General features: G+C 28.6%; 18 protein-coding genes and 1 tRNA gene. 9 read left to right on the top strand and 10 right to left on the bottom strand.

Annotation, left to right across the window (positions count from 1 at the left end; translation table 11 throughout):
* Positions 1-7: 7 nt before the first annotated feature.
* On the bottom strand, positions 8-586 hold the full coding sequence (locus AMN84_RS03390) for a thioredoxin domain-containing protein (RefSeq protein WP_075483387.1): 579 nt from the start codon (positions 584-586) through the stop codon (positions 8-10).
* Positions 579-1,046: a DciA family protein gene (locus AMN84_RS03385; protein WP_075483385.1), complete on the bottom strand. Its 468-nt coding sequence runs from the start codon at positions 1,044-1,046 to the stop codon at positions 579-581. Before AMN84_RS03385 ends, AMN84_RS03390 begins: the two co-directional genes overlap by 8 nt.
* Between AMN84_RS03385 and AMN84_RS03380 the strand changes: the two genes are divergently transcribed.
* Positions 1,045-2,034 (top strand): A/G-specific adenine glycosylase, encoded by a 990-nt coding sequence (locus AMN84_RS03380; protein ID WP_075483373.1) that lies wholly within the window; start codon positions 1,045-1,047, stop codon positions 2,032-2,034. The genes AMN84_RS03385 and AMN84_RS03380 overlap by 2 nt on opposite strands.
* Complete coding sequence (locus AMN84_RS03375; RefSeq protein ID WP_075483371.1) at positions 2,031-3,173, top strand: FAD-dependent monooxygenase; 1,143 nt, start codon at positions 2,031-2,033, stop codon at positions 3,171-3,173. Before AMN84_RS03380 ends, AMN84_RS03375 begins: the two co-directional genes overlap by 4 nt.
* Here AMN84_RS03375 and AMN84_RS03370 read toward each other — a convergent pair.
* The 3 genes from AMN84_RS03370 to AMN84_RS03360 form a co-directional block, all read right to left on the bottom strand.
* Complete coding sequence (locus AMN84_RS03370; RefSeq protein WP_075483369.1) at positions 3,164-4,243, bottom strand: site-specific DNA-methyltransferase; 1,080 nt, start codon at positions 4,241-4,243, stop codon at positions 3,164-3,166. The genes AMN84_RS03375 and AMN84_RS03370 overlap by 10 nt on opposite strands.
* Positions 4,244-4,323: 80 nt before the next feature.
* The gene (locus tag AMN84_RS03365; RefSeq protein ID WP_075483367.1) at positions 4,324-4,908 is read right to left on the bottom strand and encodes a ribonuclease HII; all 585 of its coding nucleotides are present in this window, start codon (positions 4,906-4,908) and stop codon (positions 4,324-4,326) included.
* Positions 4,898-5,554 carry a uracil-DNA glycosylase gene (locus tag AMN84_RS03360; protein ID WP_075483365.1) on the bottom strand — a complete coding sequence of 219 codons (657 nt, stop codon included), beginning with the start codon at positions 5,552-5,554 and terminating at the stop codon, positions 4,898-4,900. The genes AMN84_RS03365 and AMN84_RS03360 overlap by 11 nt, the downstream gene beginning before the upstream one ends.
* A 42-nt stretch (positions 5,555-5,596) precedes the next feature.
* Between AMN84_RS03360 and AMN84_RS03355 the strand changes: the two genes are divergently transcribed.
* The 4 genes from AMN84_RS03355 (at position 5,597) to AMN84_RS03340 (ending at position 9,491) form a co-directional block, all read left to right on the top strand.
* The gene (locus tag AMN84_RS03355) at positions 5,597-7,270 is read left to right on the top strand and encodes a tetratricopeptide repeat protein (RefSeq protein WP_075483363.1); all 1,674 of its coding nucleotides are present in this window, start codon (positions 5,597-5,599) and stop codon (positions 7,268-7,270) included.
* Between the two features lie 7 nt (positions 7,271-7,277).
* Positions 7,278-8,108 carry a 4-(cytidine 5'-diphospho)-2-C-methyl-D-erythritol kinase gene (locus AMN84_RS03350; protein ID WP_075483361.1) on the top strand — a complete coding sequence of 277 codons (831 nt, stop codon included), beginning with the start codon at positions 7,278-7,280 and terminating at the stop codon, positions 8,106-8,108.
* A 33-nt stretch (positions 8,109-8,141) separates the two neighbouring features.
* Positions 8,142-8,216, top strand: a tRNA-Gln gene (locus tag AMN84_RS03345).
* A gap of 3 nt (positions 8,217-8,219) precedes the next feature.
* Complete coding sequence (locus AMN84_RS03340) at positions 8,220-9,491, top strand: CCA tRNA nucleotidyltransferase (protein WP_075483359.1); 1,272 nt, start codon at positions 8,220-8,222, stop codon at positions 9,489-9,491.
* Here AMN84_RS03340 and greA read toward each other — a convergent pair.
* The 3 genes from greA to AMN84_RS03325 are packed head-to-tail and all read right to left on the bottom strand — an operon-like array spanning position 9,488 to position 11,268.
* Positions 9,488-9,961, bottom strand: coding sequence for a transcription elongation factor GreA (gene greA, locus AMN84_RS03335; protein ID WP_075483357.1), 474 nt, complete (start codon positions 9,959-9,961; stop codon positions 9,488-9,490). The two genes, AMN84_RS03340 and greA, sit on opposite strands and share 4 nt — an antisense overlap.
* Positions 9,962-9,969: 8 nt before the next feature.
* Positions 9,970-10,797 carry an oxygen-dependent coproporphyrinogen oxidase gene (gene hemF, locus AMN84_RS03330; protein ID WP_075483355.1) on the bottom strand — a complete coding sequence of 276 codons (828 nt, stop codon included), beginning with the start codon at positions 10,795-10,797 and terminating at the stop codon, positions 9,970-9,972.
* Positions 10,798-10,809: 12 nt separating this feature from the next.
* Positions 10,810-11,268, bottom strand: coding sequence for a TrmH family RNA methyltransferase (locus AMN84_RS03325; protein WP_075483353.1), 459 nt, complete (start codon positions 11,266-11,268; stop codon positions 10,810-10,812).
* A 65-nt stretch (positions 11,269-11,333) separates the two neighbouring features.
* On the opposite strand from AMN84_RS03325, the gene petA reads away from it, so the two are divergent.
* Genes petA through AMN84_RS03310 form a run of 3 tightly spaced genes read left to right on the top strand, consistent with a single transcriptional unit; the run spans position 11,334 to position 13,898 of the window.
* Positions 11,334-11,846, top strand: a complete 513-nt coding sequence (gene petA, locus AMN84_RS03320; protein WP_075483351.1) for a ubiquinol-cytochrome c reductase iron-sulfur subunit — start codon at positions 11,334-11,336, stop codon at positions 11,844-11,846.
* A gap of 1 nt (position 11,847) precedes the next feature.
* Complete coding sequence (locus AMN84_RS03315) at positions 11,848-13,116, top strand: cytochrome b (protein ID WP_075483348.1); 1,269 nt, start codon at positions 11,848-11,850, stop codon at positions 13,114-13,116.
* A 35-nt stretch (positions 13,117-13,151) separates the two neighbouring features.
* Positions 13,152-13,898, top strand: a complete 747-nt coding sequence (locus tag AMN84_RS03310; protein ID WP_425304109.1) for a cytochrome c1 — start codon at positions 13,152-13,154, stop codon at positions 13,896-13,898.
* On the opposite strand, the gene ychF is transcribed toward AMN84_RS03310, so the two are convergent.
* On the bottom strand, positions 13,875-14,948 hold the full coding sequence (ychF, locus tag AMN84_RS03305) for a redox-regulated ATPase YchF (RefSeq protein ID WP_075483345.1): 1,074 nt from the start codon (positions 14,946-14,948) through the stop codon (positions 13,875-13,877). The genes AMN84_RS03310 and ychF overlap by 24 nt on opposite strands.
* Before the next feature lie 8 nt (positions 14,949-14,956).
* Entirely contained in the window at positions 14,957-15,514 is a 558-nt protein-coding gene (pth, locus tag AMN84_RS03300; RefSeq protein WP_102133255.1) for an aminoacyl-tRNA hydrolase, read from the bottom strand.
* Between the last annotated feature and the right edge of the window lie 183 nt (positions 15,515-15,697).

Genomic DNA, 15,697 nt, shown 5'->3' with positions numbered 1-15,697 from the left:
TAAGGAATTATAACAGTTTTTCTATGGCTTTTTTTAAATTTTTAAACGATAGCGTTTTTTCAAACTTTTGGTTATTCAAAATGAGTGTAGGAGTTGCATTTATATCAAATTCTTTTACACCTTCGATTCGTTCGTTTAAGATAAAAGCTTCTAATTCATTATCTGAAAAGCATTTATTCTCATCCAATGGTTTATCGAAAGACTTTATCACAGAGGATAGATTTGAATTAAGCTCCTCTATGGTGGAACCCTTAGCCCATTTTTTCTGATTTGAATATAAAAAATGTAATAAATCTGATTTACCATCATTGCTACAGTGAGCTAATTTGGAAGCATTTAAAGCCGCCATGTCTAAAGGAAAACTTCTAAATTCAATATTTATAACACCGGTATCTATAAACTCTTTTTTTAACTTTGGGTAAACATCGTTGTGGAAATCTGCGCAGTGTGAACAAGTAAGGGACTCATAAATTATTAGTTTAATTTTTGCGTCTTTTTTCCCTTCAATAATCGGCTTGAATGAGGATGCATTAATATTTGTCTGCAAAAGAACAAAAAATATTATAATAAAAAATTTCTTAATCATTTTTTTCTCTATACACTTTAGCAAATTCTTTCAAAGAATTTTCAATTTTTTTATTTTTAATTTCTCCTAAATTAATTTTGGATTTATATTTTTTAGGATTTTTTGGTTTTTCATCAGTCCTATCAAAGGTATATACTTTTAGTGATGAAATTAAATCATATCCAAAAAAAGAATTAATCTTATCTATTATATTTTTTTTCGAATACTCTAATTCAACCTCGTGACCTCTTTTAACCATTACTTCCAATACCGATTTTCTAAACTTGTTAGAACTCAAATATTTTTTTGGATAACTTAGAGAAAATAGCTCATCACCCACAAACATTCTCCAATTTTCTATAAGTTCAGAATAAACTTCCCCTTTTTGCTTTAACAATTTTTTTACTTTTGTGGGTAAAGTGTCTTTAAAGGATCTTAATCCTTGAATGACTTTAGATCTCTGATTAGAATTAAAATTCATGAACAAGTCAACTATATCAAAAAAAATTTTATTTTGGTACGATAATAATAAGAGAATTCTACCATGGAGAAAAAATACTTCTAAGGAACAAAAACTTTATTTTACTTTACTTAGTGAGTTTATGTTGCAGCAAACTCAAGTTTCAACCGTCATTCCTTATTTTAAAAGATTTGTGCAAAAAATTCCAAATTTTAAAAGATTGTCCAAAACAAATGACCAAACACTAATGAAGCTGTGGGAAGGACTGGGTTACTACTCTAGAGCCAGAAATCTAAAAAAATCTGCGATAATGATTGTTAGTAAATTTGGTGGAATTTTACCATCTAATTTTGAAGATTTAAAATCTTTGCCTGGAGTTGGTGACTATACATCAACGGCAGTAATGGCTATTGCCTTCAATCAAAAGTTTATTCCTTTGGATGGAAATGTTGAAAGAATTCTTAAAAGAGTTTTATACCTTAGAAGTGATAAAGATATATCAAAAGAAAATATGCAAATTTCAAAAAATTTTTTTGGTTTATCAGAAAGAGCAAGTGATTATGCACAAGCTATTATGGAATTAGGTGCTTTAGTATGCAGACCTACCTCTCCATTATGCGAGAAGTGTCCCATAAGTATAAATTGTATTTCATATAAACGAAAAGATTTTTCCTTAATAAAAAAAATAAAAAGAAATAAGACCAAATATTTTGAGGCAAATATTTACATGAATGAAAATAAGATGTTGTTAGTTAGAAACAACAAGTTTAACTTTCTTAAAAATTTATTAATCTTTCCGATGAACGAAATAGATAAGTCAAAATTTAACTCTTCACCAAAAGTAAAAACAAAAATTAAGATATCTAATATAGATATGAACATTGTAATTAATAAAAATAAAATTAAATCAACGAATAAAGGTGTAATTTTAAACCGAAAGAATATAGCAAGTGAAGTAATACCATCTTTTACAAAAAAACTATTTAGAGTAGCTTCAAGCAATGTATGAAAAAAATTGGAATTATCGGAGCAGGGATATCAGGATTATACATAGCTAATCTTTTTAAAAAAAATCCTAAATATCAAGTATCAATTTTTGATAAAAAAGACTCTCTTAATCTAAACGAGGGGTACGGTGTACAATTATCTACGAACTGTGTTAAATTTTTAAATGAAATTGGATTTAACAAATTAGAAAAAAATGTAAAATTTTATCCAGAAAAAATAAATTTTTATTCAAAAAAATATCAAGATAAAATATGTGAACTAGATATATCTGCATTTAATTCAAATGATAGTAAGTATACTACTTTGAAAAGATCTACTTTGATCAATTTTCTTAAAAAAGATTTAGAGGATTTGATCAAAACAAATTATAGTGTCTCGAAAATTGACCAAGAGCAAGAAAAAATAAAACTTACCTTTGAAAATAAAGAAACTCACGAATGTGATTATCTAATTATTTCTGATGGGGTTTTTTCAAAAAGTAGAAATCTTGTTTTTAATAAACAAGTTCAACCAAAATATAACGATACTTTAGCTATTAGGGGAATGATACCCGCAAATTCGAATATAATTGATAAAAAGAATATTTTGTTATTTTTAGGCTCTGATTTTCATCATGTAATTTATCCTGTTTCCTCAAGTGAAGATTTAAATTTAATAGCCATAATGAAATATAAACTTTCAACAGAGGAGCAGAAAAATTTCTCATTGTTCAGTGATAAATCTTTTATACAAAAAATTTTGGAAAATATTCCCCAAGAGAACAAAGAATTTTTTAATAATCTTAAAGAATTAAAAATATTTCCTGTGTTTGTCAGTGATAATTTTTTTGAAGTTAAAAATAAGAACATTCATTTGATAGGAGATGCTTTTTTTGCTTTCCCACCATCATTTGCTCAAGGCGCATCTCAGTCTATAGAGGGTGCACATGAACTATTTGCTAGTATAGAAAATAATTCCAATGCTAACTTTTTTAAAAATAGGGTTATTAAAACAAAAATGGTAAACAATAGATCAAAATTGAATCAGTTTGCTTTTCATTTATCAAATCCTTTAACAGTATACTTTAGAAATATTTTTTTAAAAAAATTAGTAAAAAATAAAAAGTTTTTAGAAAGTTATTTGGGGAAAATTTATAGATAATTTTTTGACAAGAATTTTTGTCTTAAATTATCTATTGGCACGAAAGTATTTCCTAATTCACAATGCCAATAAGTCCATCCATTACAGCTTTCAGCTCCTAAAATTGTAGCTGCAACTTTATGAATTGAACCTTCGGTTTGAGCATGTTTGATACTCCCATCAACCATAATTTTCGCACTGATTTTCTTTTTATGATCAAAAATAATGGTGCCAGGCTTAATTATTCCCAACTCAACCAATGAACCAAAAGGTATTCTTGGTTTGGATTTATTGTTTTTAAGCGTATCTAAATAATGATCTTCTATTGGTTTTGTATTCTTTAATCTTTGCTCGGCAGCTTTGAAATAGGATTTTTCTTTTTCGATACCGTAATAATTTCTACTCAATTTTTTTGCAACTGTTGCAGTTGTGCCCGATCCCAAAAATGGATCAAGAATTAAATCATCTTTATTTGAAGTTGCTAATAAAATTCTATGAAGCAAAGCTTCTGGTTTTTGCGTAGAATGAACCTTCTTTCCATTTTTTTTTAGACGCTCTGTTCCATTGCAAATGGGTAGATCCCAATTAGATCTCATTTGTAAATCATCATTCAAACATTTTAATGATTGATAATTAAAAGTATATTTTGAATTCTCTGATTTTGAAGCCCAAATTAAAGTTTCATGAGCGTTAGTAAATCTTGTTCCTCTAAAATTTGGCATTGGATTTTTTTTGTTCCAAATTACATCATTTAAAATCCAAAACCCTAAATTTTGAATAGCTGCGCCAACTCTAAATATATTATGATAACTTCCTATAACCCAGATTGCTCCATTTTTTTTTAAAATTCTCTTACACTCACTTAACCATGCATATGTGAATTCGTCATATTTCTTAAAACTTTCAAATTGATCCCATTTATCATTTACTGCACTAACTTTTGATCTATCTGGTCTGGTTAGTTTATTTTTTAGTTGAAGGTTGTAAGGCGGATCTGCAAAAACTAAATCGAAAGTCTCATCTGGAATTTTTTTCAATTCTTTAAGACTGTCTCCGTTAATAATATTGTTTTTTAAGTTTAACTCTCTCATTTTAAAAGAAACAATTAGACTCTAGGTCAGAGTCCAGGTCAACTCATGATTGAATTAATTTAGATTAATTGTGCCTTCGATTATTTGGGACTCAATATATTGTGTATTGGTTTGAATGTTTTTCTATGATGTTTTGTAATTCCAAATTTTTTAATTGCTGAAAGATGATCTTTAGTTCCATAGCCAACATTTCTATCCCACAAATAAGCTTTAAATTTTTTTGACATTTTTTTAATTAATCGGTCTCTTGAGACTTTTGCTAAAATAGATGCTGCAGAAATTTCTGGAATTTTCTGATCACCTCTAATAATTGATTTTATATTTAGGTTATTAATATTAGGTTTTTTATTTCCATCAACTTTTACTATTTTAGGTTTGAATTTTAATTTTAAAATTGATCTTTTCATTGCCAAAAGAGATGCGTTTAAAATATTAATTTTCTCAATTTCTCTCTTTGAGGCAGTCCCAATAGCCCAATAAGAATTTTTTTTTATATAGTTTTCCAAAAATTCTCTTTTCTTAGGAGATAATTTTTTTGAGTCCTTTACTTTGTTTTTATCAAAACCTTTTTTAAAGACTACCGCCGCGGCATATACAGGCCCAATAAGACTTCCTCTACCGACCTCATCTACTCCAGCTACATTTTTTTGAGATTTATATTCCAATTTTCAATTCTTCAATTTTATTCTTTATTTCTTTTAAATCTGCCCAAGAAAATTTTTTTTGATCAGGCTGTCTTAACAAATAAGCGGGGTGGAAGGTAACCATAGTTAAATAAGTTTTATTATTAACAATTAATTCTTTCCAAACTCCTCTTGATTTGGAAATTTTCTCTTTATTTCCAAAAAAGGCCTCCATTGCAGTGCTTCCTAGCAATATAATCAACTTGGGGTTTATAATTGAAATATGTTTTTTTATAAAAGGAGCATAAGTATTAATCTCAACTTCATTAGGTTTTCTATTTTCAGGTGGTCTGTAATTTACTATATTTGTTACATAAACTTTATTTCGTTTAATATTAATTGCCGCTAACATTTTATTCAAAAGTAAGCCTGCGTCACCTACAAATGGTTTTCCCTGCTCATCTTCTTTTTGACCAGGGCCTTCACCTATCAACATAATACTACTGTCATGATCACCATCAGCAAAAACTAAATTGTTTGAATTATTTTTTAGAGTGCAGTTTTCAATATTAGAGATTTCGTCCTTAAGTTTTTTAAGTAAATCCTCCTTTTTTTCGATTTTAACAAATCTTTTAATAGGAGCATTTGAGAAGTCAAAAGTAGATTTGATAAAGTCGTATTTTTGCATTTTATTTCTTTTATTTAAAAAAAAAAATCATATTCTTTAAGTATGAAAAAAATTTGTTTTTTTTTAATAATTTTTTTATATCAAACTTTTTCCTACGCTAAAACAACTGAAAATATTGAATTCAACCACAAGTATTTATCAAATTATTTTTCAGCAATAATATCCATTAATAATCAAGATGATAAAGATTCGTTAAAATATTTAAATAACTCGAGGAGTCTTGTTAAAACTCATAAGAGTTATTTGGAAAATTATCTTATCTCATTAGTTCTAAACAATAAAATTGATATCGCTTTTAATAAAGCTATTCAATTAAAAGCTAACGAATCAAATTTTTTTGAGGCAAAAGTACTGATAGCTCTAAATTCGATAAACAAAAAAGATTTTTCAAATGCGATGTTAACCTTGGAGCAAATGGATGAAGTTCCGCTTGATACTCTTGAGCTTATCATCAAAGAGACATTAAAAGATTATCTTGATACAATCATATTTAAAAAGATGGACAAAAACGAAGATGTCCAATTCGGTGAAATAGATAAAATAAAAAAAATTTTTCAGTCTTGTTATTTAGGCAAAGAGAACACAAATCTTTTATTTGAAGAGCTTGTGATTAAAGATACTGAAGATTTTTCAAGGTATATTTTTTTCTATATAAATTATTTAGCTCAAATCAAGGATTTTAATAAAATAAAAGAGTTACAAAATAAGATTGATTATACCAATAGCAGCATTTTAATTGCTCAAGCAAAACAGTGGATTGAAAATAAAAGATACGACAAAATTACTTCAGCGTTCTCATGTAAAAATGAACATCATATTATATCTGAATTCATGTTTTTGATTTCCAACTTATATTCTTCACAAAAACTTTATAAAAAGTCAAATTTCTATATTCATTTATCAAATTATCTAAATCCTGAATTTAATTTTAATAATAGTTTATTAGCTGAAAATTATATAAGTAATAAAAAATTCGATTTAGCTTTAAAATCATTGAATTTTATTTCAGAAGAAGATCTTATTTTTAGTTGGTATAAAAATAAAAAAAAATCTTCAATTATCAAAAAACAGGAAAATGAAACAGCAGCACTCGATTTTTTAGAAAAAAAATTTGGTGGATTAAAAACTAATAATATAAAAATTATGTATGATATGGGTGGAATTTACAAAAGTTTTGAAAAATATGACGAGGCGATAAAAATTTACTCTAAATTATTAGACTTGTTAGACAATAGATCAAAAGCTTATGCTGATATTTTATACAGGCGGGGTGGCAGCTTTGAAAGGATTGGTGATTACGAAACTGCTGACAAAGATTTATTAAAGTCTTTAAACATTACTCGAGAAAATCCTTACGTATTAAATTACCTTGCATATAGTTGGTTGGAGAGAAACTATAAAATTGAACTTTCAATGGAAATGTTAAAAGAAGCATATGATTTAAGAAAGAATGATCCTTATATAACAGACTCTTTGGGATGGGGATATTATTTAATAAACGATTTTGAAAATGCAGAAAAATATTTGAAGAAAGCTGTAGAATTAATGCCATATGATCCGATAGTGAATGATCATTATGGGGACATACTTTGGATGTTAAATAGAAAAATACAAGCAAGATATTTTTGGAACAATGTATTAAATTTAGAAGAAACAGACGATGAAATGAAAATTGATGTTAAAAAAAAGATTATCTATGGTATAGAAAAAATCTAAATTTCACATGCACAGAAAAGTAATAAAGTCTTTTGCAAAAATTAATCTCTTTTTAAATATAGTTTCAAAAAAAAAAAAATTTCATAGAATTCAGTCTCTTTTTAGTTTTATTGACCTACATGATAGAATAGAAATATCGACAATTAATCGTAAAAAACATTTTATAAAATTTGATGGTAAATTCTCTAAAGGAATAAGTAAAAAAAATTCTATTTCTACTTTACTTAAAATTTTAGACCGGGAAGGACTAATTAAAAAAAAATACTATATAAAAGTTACAAAAAATATTCCTCAAAAATCAGGTATGGGTGGTGGTTCTATGAATGCCGCTTCAATTCTAAAATTTTTTTTAAAAAGAAAAATTATAATTTTAAATAAAAAAAGAATTTTAGAGATTTGTGAGATGGTAGGTAACGATGTAAAAATAGGGTTATATAAGGGTCCAATTTTTTTGAACTCAAACAATTCAATTCAAACATTAAAAAAAGGATTAAGTTATCATTTGCTTATATTTAAACCAAAAATTGGATGTTCTACAAAATATATTTTTTCAAAATTTAAAAATTTTTCAAAGAAAATACCATCAAACAAAAAAAATTTTCTTAAATTAAATAATAAAAAGAATGATTTGGAACCAATTGTATTAAAAAAATTTAGAAATATTAGTAAACCACTATTTTTTTTGAAAAGCTTAAAAGGGATAGAATTTGTAAGAATGACAGGGTCTGGTTCTAGCTTTGTTGCTTATTTTAAGTCTAAAAAAAACTTACTATATGCGTCTAAATTATTCACCAATAAATACAAAAAATATTGGTCTGTAATGTCTAAAACTATATAATTTTTGATCAGTTGTGTTATAAGAATTTAATTTTGGGGCGTAGCCAAGTGGTAAGGCAGCGGTTTTTGGTACCGCCATTCCTAGGTTCGAATCCTAGCGCCCCAGCCAGTTATGTTTAAACTAATTAATAACTTTTTTAACCACAGTAAAAACGATTTATTTAAAAAGAATACATTGGATATTCAGAAAAATTTTCCAGTAAAAAGAATATTTGATGCAATTAAGTCTTTTTCAGATGAAAGCGATATTTATTATGTAGGAGGATGTGTTAGGAAGATTTTTTGCCATGAATTAGTGGATGATATTGATTTAGCAACAAACATAAATCCTGATGAAGTTATACTGTCGTTAAAGAAAAATAATATTTCCTTTTTTGAAACCGGAAAAAATCATGGGACAATAACCGCAATTATTGACGACAAGAAATTTGAAATTACATCTTTAAGAAAGGACATATCTACTGATGGAAGACACGCGAAAGTATTATTTTCAAAAGATTGGAGAGAAGATGCTGAGAGAAGGGACTTTACTTTTAACTCAATATACTCGAATATTTATGGTGAGGTGTTTGATCCCTTTAATGGAAGAAAAGATTTAGAAAATGGTTGTGTCACGTTTATTGGAGATCCATCAAAACGCATTAAAGAAGATTACCTTAGGATACTCAGATATATAAGATTTTTCTTAAACTATTCAAAAAAAGACCATGAGCCAAAAATAAAAAAAATTATCAAACAAAATTTAGATGGCTTGCTTAAAATCTCCAAAGAAAGATTAATAGATGAATTAAAAAAGATCATTTTTTCTAAGGGGTTCATAAATCTAAAAAAGGACGATTTTTCAAAAGAAATTCTTGAACTTGTTTTCCCAAGTTTAAACAATACTTCATTTTTAACTGACAAAAACAAACTTCTTATTGAAGATATACAATTGAACAAGAATTTCATTTTATTGTTAAGTGCTATGATGATCAAAGATTTAAATAGTATTAATTATATACTTTATAAGTTCAATTTTTCTAACCAAGATAAACAGAGACTTCTTTATATTCACGATAATTATCAAATGAGTTTAGAGAAAAGTTTTTTTGATAGAGAGTTAAAAAAAAGAATATATTTTGGAGAAAGAGAAAGTCTTTTAGATCTTATAACTTTGCAATTATTAATTTTTCATAAAAACGAGAAAACACTTAATGATCTGATTAAAATTACTAAAAAAACTGATTTGCCAAAATTTCCTTATAATGCAGATTTTTTAATTAAAAATTTTGATTACAAACCTGGAAAGAAAATGGGAAAAAAACTTAAAGAACTAGAGACACTTTGGGTTGATAATGATTTTAAAATCTCTAAAGAAGAAATTAAGAAAATTGTTCTTAGTTAAAGATATTTGACATCTTCAATTTCAAAATTTTTTTCACCAGAAGGAGTTTTTATTTCAACTAAATCGTTTTTATTTTTTCCTATTAACCCTTTTCCTATTGGTGATTGAAAAAAAATTAGGTTTTTTTTAAGATCAGCTTCGTCTTTGCCAACAATTTTATATGTTAATTTTTCATTAGAATCTAAATCTTTTAGGTAAACAGTTGAACCAAATATTACCTTTCCAATATTTTCAATTTTAGTTACGTCAATAACATTTGCCCTTGCAATAATATCCTCAATCTGCTGAATACGACCTTCGTTATGTGACTGTTGTTCTTTAGCTGCATGATATTCAGCATTTTCTTTTAAATCACCGTGTGACCTAGCTTCCGAAATAGCAGATACTATTTCTGGCCTTTTTTTCTCTTTTAAAAAAACTAATTCTTCTTTAAGTTTAGTTAGTCCGTTAACTGTTATCGGCTCTTTCATAAATTAATTTATTCCCAATTAGCTGTAGGAGGTAAAGACATCAAAATGGCTTCTACATTTCCTCCAGTTTGTAATCCAAATTTTGTACCTCTATCATGTAGCAAATTAAATTCAACGTACCTACCCCTTTTTTTATTTTGGATTAGTTTGTCTTTTTTTTTCCATCTTTTTTTAAATCTCTTTGCAATTATTTCTTTAAATAAATATGAAAAAGCTATACCTACGTCTCTTACAAAAGCAAAATCTCTGTCCCAATTTTCCTTCTTATAATCAAAAAATATTCCCCCAATTCCTCTCGGTTCATTCCTATGATGTAAAAAAAAATAATCATCACACCATTTTTTATATTTTTTATAATAATTTTTTCCATGTTTATTGCACATCTTTTTTAATTTTTTCTCAACAATTTTTTCTAGCGCTGAGTCTTTAAAGCACGGAGTAAAATCCATACCTCCACCAAACCATCCATGATCTGTAATTATGTATCTCGTATTAAAATGCATTGCTGGGATATAAGGATTTTTCATATGCATAACAATTGATATTCCTGATGCCCAAAAATTTTTACTGTTATTAAATCTAGGTATTTTTTTTTTAAATTCATTTGAAAAATTGCCATATACTTCAGAAAAATTTACACCTACTTTCTCAAAAACATTTCCGTTTTTAAGAAGCTTTGATTTTCCACCGCCCTCATCTTTTGTTTCGCTTCTAGACCATACCTTCGTTTTAAAATATGAAGATCCATTTTCAATATTCTCAATTTCGTAACAAATTAATTCTTGAATTGTTAAAAACCAATTTCGCGCTAACTTTTTTCTAATATTTTCTTCCATAGATTAATTTGATTATAATATTAATTTTGACACCACCATAGATACAGTGGTCGATAAGTTTAGTGATCTTTTTTTTTTAAGAATAGGTATTTTTATTCTTTTATCTACTTCATGATGAATATTTTTTGGTACACCCGCACTTTCTCTACCAAATAAAAAAGTATCATTTTTTTTTATTTTAAATGATTTGATCGAATCTTTAGCTTTTGTAGTCATGAGTACTACTCTTGAGTTTTTTTTTGCTTCAAAAAATTGATCTGAATTCTCGTAAATTTTAATCATTTTTTCATCTAAATAGTCCATTACCACTCTTCTAAAACGCTTGTCATGAAAAGTGAAGCCACATGGTTCAATAATCTCCAATTTTACACCCAAACATGAGCAAGTTCTTATTATGGATGCAGTATTTTGAGGAATGTCAGGCTGATAGAGAGCAATTTTAGCTGTTAATTTTGGGTTATTATGTGTCATTCTTGCTATAGAAAAATTCCACTTTTATATTATATGAAATCATATAATAAATAAATTAAGTATTAATGTCAGACAAAAAAAAACCTAATAGAAGAGACTTTATTTTTACAGCCACGGCTGCTGTAGGAGCAGTCGGTGCAGGAGCTGCTGCATGGCCTTTAATTGATCAAATGAATCCAGATGCCTCGGTTAAGGCTCTTGCTAGTACAGAAGTAGATGTAAGTAGTTTGCAGCCAGGTCAGTCAATTACGGTTTTATGGAGAGGCAAACCAGTATTTATAAAGAGAAGAACAGAAAATGAAATTAGTGAAGCAAGAAACGTAAAAATTTCTGATTTGAAACATCCTGAAAAAGATGAGGATAGAGCGCAAAATCCGGAGTGGTTAGTTATGTTAGGAGTTTGCACTCACTTAGGATGTGTACCATTAGCAGATAAAGGGGAATATGGTGGTTGGTTTTGCCCATGTCATGGTTCTCATTATGATACAGCAGGAAGAATAAGAAAAGGCCCGGCCCCAACTAATTTAGAAATTCCAAAGTACGAATTTGTAAATAGTAACACAATTAAGATAGGTTAAAATGAGCGATCACAATTACACTCCCTCATCAAAATTTGGAAAATGGTTTAATGATAGATTACCTTTGCTTACACTAGCAAATCATTTAACAGATTACCCAACTCCTAAAAATTTAAACTATTGGTGGACGTTTGGAGGTATCTTAACATTTTGTCTAATTACTCAAATTATAACAGGTCTTGTTTTGGCTATGCATTACATAGCTCATGCAGATTTAGCTTTTAGTAGCGTTGAACACATTATGAGAGACGTAAACTATGGATGGCTCATAAGATATATTCATGCAAACGGAGCTTCAATGTTTTTCCTAGCAGTTTACATTCACATATTTAGATCTTTGTTTTATGGGTCTTATAAAGCCCCAAGAGAGATTATATGGATTTTGGGAATTATGATTTACTTATTAATGATGGCCGCAGCGTTTATGGGTTATGTATTACCTTGGGGACAAATGAGTTTTTGGGGAGCTACAGTTATTACTAATTTGTTTAGCGCCATTCCTTTAGTGGGAGAAAGTATAACTACATGGTTATGGGGTGGTTACTCAGTGGACAATCCAACATTGACAAGATTTTTTACACTACACTATCTTATACCTTTTTTGATTTTAGGTCTGGTTGTTTTACACATATGGGCACTTCATGTTCCAGGTAACAATAATCCAGTTGGTATAGATATTCAAAAGCCTTCTAAAGATACTGTGCCTTTCCATCCATACATTGTAATAAAAGATTTATTTGCATTACTATTATTTATGATTGTATTTGCCTTTTTTGTATTTTATTCTCCAAACATTCTTGGGCACGCAGACAATTATATAGAAGCTAACCCGTTAGTAACTCCAGCTCATATTGTACCAGAGTGGTACTTGTTACCATTTTATGCAATCCTAAGATCAATTCCTGATAAGCTTTTAGGAGTTGTTGCAATGTTATCAGCTATATTTATTTTAGCGGCGTTACCGTGGTTAGATACTTCAAAAGTAAGATCAGCAGTTTTTAGACCGTTATACAAACAATTTTACTGGATACTTGTAATCGATGTTTTAATATTGGGTTATGTAGGGGCAATGCCAGCAGAGGGATTATATTTATTAATTGCAAGAGTAGCTACTGCATATTACTTTTTACACTTTTTATTAATACTTCCAATTTTGGGTAAAATTGAAAAAACAACACCTTTACCTTTAAGTATTACTAGTCCAGTTTTAGGAGGATCGACAGATCTTGCAATGGCAAAAAATACGGATGTAAGAAAAGAGAAGTTATAGTGCAAAGAATATTTAAAATTCTTTTTTTCCTTTTAATTTTGAATACAAATTTTGCAAATTCAATATCTGCAGAAAACACAAGTAAATTATTGACGACTGACTGGTCTTTCAAAGGTCCATTCGGTAAATTCGATAGGGCTTCACTTCAAAGAGGTTATCAAGTTTACAATGAAGTCTGTGCTTCTTGTCACTCTTTAAAATATGTTTCATATAGAAACTTGTCTGAAAAAGGTGGGCCAGAATTTTCTGTAAAAGAAGCAAAAGCTATTGCTGCTAGCTTTGAAATTACTGATGGTCCAAATCAAGACGGTGAAATGTTTACAAGACCAGCCAAACTTTCTGATAAATTTGTGATGCCATACAGTAATGAAGAGGAAGCTAAATCAGCTAATGGAGGTGCTTATCCACCAGACATGTCTGTTTTAGTGAAGGCAAGAGCAGGCGGAGCAGACTATATATACTCAGTTTTACTAGGTTATGTGGACCCACCTGAAAATATAAAACTAGATGACGGGGTTTATTACAACAAATATATGTATGGAAATAAAATCAAGATGCCCAAACAACTTTCTGATGGTCTTGTAGAATATTCTGACGGGACAAATGCTACCGAAGAGCAAATGGCAAAAGATGTTGTAAGTTTTCTTATGTGGACTGCAGAACCTCATTTAGAACAAAGACATAAAACAGGATTTAGAGCAATTGTTTATTTGATTATTCTGACTGTACTAGTCTATTATAGTATGAAAAAAATATGGTCAAGAGTTGAAACGAATGTTTAAAATATCGCCATCTTTTACAATATAATCCTTTCCCTCTAACCTCATCTTTCCATTATTTTTAGAACCGACCCAACCATCATTATCTAAAAAATCATCATACGAGACTGTTTCCGCTCTAATAAAACCTTTCTCGAAATCTGTATGTATTTTTCCTGCGGCAGATGGTGCCAAACTTTCTTTTTCAATTGTCCAAGCTCTACTTTCCTCAGGACCTGACGTAAAAAAAGTATTTAATTCTAACAATTTATAACCTTTGTTAATTAAGTTATTTAAACCTGTTGTTTCAATTCCCATAACTTTCATAAAATTTTCTTTTTCATCATTGTTTAATTGATTAATTTGGTTTTCTATATCAGCTGATATAATTAAAACATTTTCCATATTTACAGAATTTTTTACTTGTTCAGTATATTTGTTACCATTTTGAATACTGTCTTCATCAACATTGCATACGTATAACTTTGGTTTTAACGATAGAAGACCAGAAGAGGATATCTCATTTTTATCGAAATTCCGCTTTAAACTATCAATTGGCTTATCATTGTTAATCAATTCTAATGCTTGATTGAGTAATTCAAATTCTTTTTCATTTAAATTTTTTTTATTTTTTTTATCAATTCTTTTTTGAATTGACTCTAAATCTGCCAATTTCATTTCAGTCTCTATAATTTCTAAATCTCTAATTGGATCGACATTAGGATTAACGTTTTGAATGTCAGTAGAATCGAAACATCTTAAAAGATGTATAATCGCATCAACTTCTCTTATATGGGATAAAAATTTATTTCCTAAACCTTCACCTTTCGAGGCTCCTTTTACAAGTCCAGCGATGTCCACAAAAGTAATACTTGTATAAATTTTTTTTTTAGATTTTGAGATTTGAACAAGTTTATCGAGCCTTGTGTCTACAACAGGTACCATGCCAACATTGGGTTCGATTGTGCAAAAAGGAAAATTTCCAGAAAGCGCTTTAGTAGAATTTGTTAATGCATTGAATAAAGTTGATTTCCCAACATTAGGCAAACCTACGATACCGCATTTAAAACCCATTTAATTACTTATTGTTTACGGTGCTTGAAAATAAATCCAGTTTTTTTTTCAATCAGAATTGATAAGTTATCTGTGATATTTTCTTTTATTGATTCAAGTTCTGTTTTCTCATCTTCATCAAAATCTTTCAGAACATGATCATTAACTGCTATATTATTTTTTGGTTTGCCAATACCAATTCGAACTCTTGAATATTCTTTTCCTATAAACTTATCTATTGAGGCAATACCATTATGACCTGCGTCTGAACCTCCAAACTTTGCTTTAACTTTCCCGAAATCGATATCTAAATCATCATGGAAAACAATTACGTCTTCTGCATCAATTTTAAAATACTCCATTAATTCTCTGATACATATTCCTGAATTATTCATAAAGGTAAGAGGTTTTATTGCGTAAACTTTTTTATTACTAATGCTTCCTGTAGTAAGAAGACCTTTAAATTTTGGTTTTTGCTTTGATAATTTAAATTTATTATTTATTGCATCAATAATTTTAAAACCGATGTTGTGTCTATTATTTTCAGAATTCGGTGTAGGATTTCCTAGGCCAACAAAAAGTAACATTATTTAATTAAATTCTTCAATTGTAAATTATTTTTTTTCAGGCTGACTTTTTTTTGGGTCTTCTTTTTTATCAGCTTCTTTTTTCTCACCTTCAGCACCCTTAGCGTCTTTTGCGTCACCAGTTTCAGCTGCTCCTTCACCAGTTGCAGCAGCTGCTTCCGCACCTTCTGCTCCTTCTTCTGT

It is taken from the genome of Candidatus Pelagibacter communis, assembly GCF_001180105.1.
Lineage (GTDB): Bacteria > Pseudomonadota > Alphaproteobacteria > Pelagibacterales > Pelagibacteraceae > Pelagibacter > Pelagibacter ubique_K.
This window is presented reverse-complemented; position numbering and strand designations above follow the sequence as displayed.